The organism is Agromyces binzhouensis (assembly GCF_004135055.1).
Lineage (GTDB): Bacteria > Actinomycetota > Actinomycetes > Actinomycetales > Microbacteriaceae > Agromyces > Agromyces binzhouensis.
Genome location: NZ_SDPL01000597.1, coordinates 1 through 1,379 on the forward strand (window position 1 = coordinate 1; position 1,379 = coordinate 1,379).

The 1,379-nt window shown below is 74.5% G+C and carries 2 protein-coding genes; both read left to right on the top strand.

Translation table 11 applies throughout. The features are described from left to right. Positions 1-596 (top strand): biotin--[acetyl-CoA-carboxylase] ligase (locus ESO86_RS16995; protein WP_165308258.1); only part of this gene is annotated, 596 nt, incomplete at its 5' end. A 7-nt stretch (positions 597-603) separates the two neighbouring features. Next, complete coding sequence (locus tag ESO86_RS17000) at positions 604-1,164, top strand: PH domain-containing protein (RefSeq protein WP_129235964.1); 561 nt, start codon at positions 604-606, stop codon at positions 1,162-1,164. The last annotated feature ends 215 nt before the right edge of the window (positions 1,165-1,379 follow it).

A 1,379-nucleotide genomic window follows, 5' to 3' on the forward strand; every position in this document is an offset into this window, starting at 1 on the left:
CGGCGCTTCCGCCCGACGCGCTCGGCTGGCTCCCGCTCCTGGCGGGCGCGGCGATGACCGAGGCGGTCCGCGGAGCGCTCGCGGCGGCATCCGTCGACCGTGGCGGCGAGGAGGACGGCACCGGCGGCGTCGAGGCGTGGCTGAAGTGGCCGAACGACGTGCTCGTGTCCGGGTTCAAGGTGTGCGGCATCCTGTCGGAGCTCGTCGCCGAGGGCACCGTCGTCATCGGCGCCGGCCTCAACCTCACGCTCGACGAGCACGACCTGCCGACGCTCACCTCGACCTCGCTCCAGCTGGCGACCGGAGTCCGGCCCGACGCCGACGCCGTCCTCGCCGACTACCTGGAGCGACTGCTCGCGTCCACGGCCGACTTCGTCGCAGCCGGCGGCGATCCGATCGCCGGCGGCATCGCCGAGCGGGTGGCCTCGCTGTGCGGCACGCTCGGCCAGGACGTGCGCGTCGAGCTCCCGGGCGGGGGCGAACTCGTCGGCGTGGCCGAGCGGATCGACGCCGACGGCCGGCTCGTGGTGCGCGACGACGAGAACGGCGACGAGCAGGCTGTCGCCGCGGGAGACGTCACCCACCTGAGGTATTAATGGGCCTATGGGGCAGACGGCCGAGGTTCCCGTGCCCGACGGGGCCGAGCACGTCGTGGCGCGCCTTCGGCGCCACGGCCGCATCCTCGTGCTGCCCTCGCTCCTGCTCATCGCCGTGGCGGGCGCCACGGCGTACGCGGTCCCGTGGCTCGACGACGGATGGCCGCGGCTCGCGGCGATCGTGGCGGGCGCGCTCCTCGTGGTGCTCGGCAGCCTGCTGCCGTACCTCGCCTGGCTGAGCTCGCGGACCACGGTCACCACGCGTCGCGTCATCGTGCGGCGGGGGCTGTTCGTCCGCGTCCGGCGCGAACTCTGGCATCGTTCGGGCTACGACGTCCAGGTCGCCCGGTCGTGGCTGCAGCGGATGTCGGGCTCGGGCGACGTGCGACTGGAGACCGGGCACGAGGTGGCGGTGGTGATCCGCGACGTCCCGAAGCCCCTCCAGGTCCAGGCCGCGCTGCACGAGCTGATGGCCGACGCGCACGCACTCGGCGGTCCCGCGGTCGGTCCGGCCGCGCGCCCGGCGGCGTTCGCGTCGACGGATGCCGTCACCTGGGGCGGTCGCTGACGTCCCGTGGAGCCCGCGCCGAGTCGGAGCGCGTACTGTAGTCCGCGGCCCGAGCACGGTGACGGGCCGATCGGAACGAAGGGCGACACCACTTGGGCGAGGAATGCATCCACGGATTCGACGAGGGCCTCTGCGCGATCTGCTCGCCCCCGCCCGAGCCCGCGGCCGCGCCGAAGCCCGCACGTGCGACGCGGCCGACGACGCGGCGCAGCGCT

Coding starts and splice junctions, on each gene's coding strand:
- ESO86_RS17000 (WP_129235964.1), top strand. CDS start 604: ATGGGGCAGACGGCCGAGGTTCCCGTGCCCGACGGGGCCGAGCACGTC.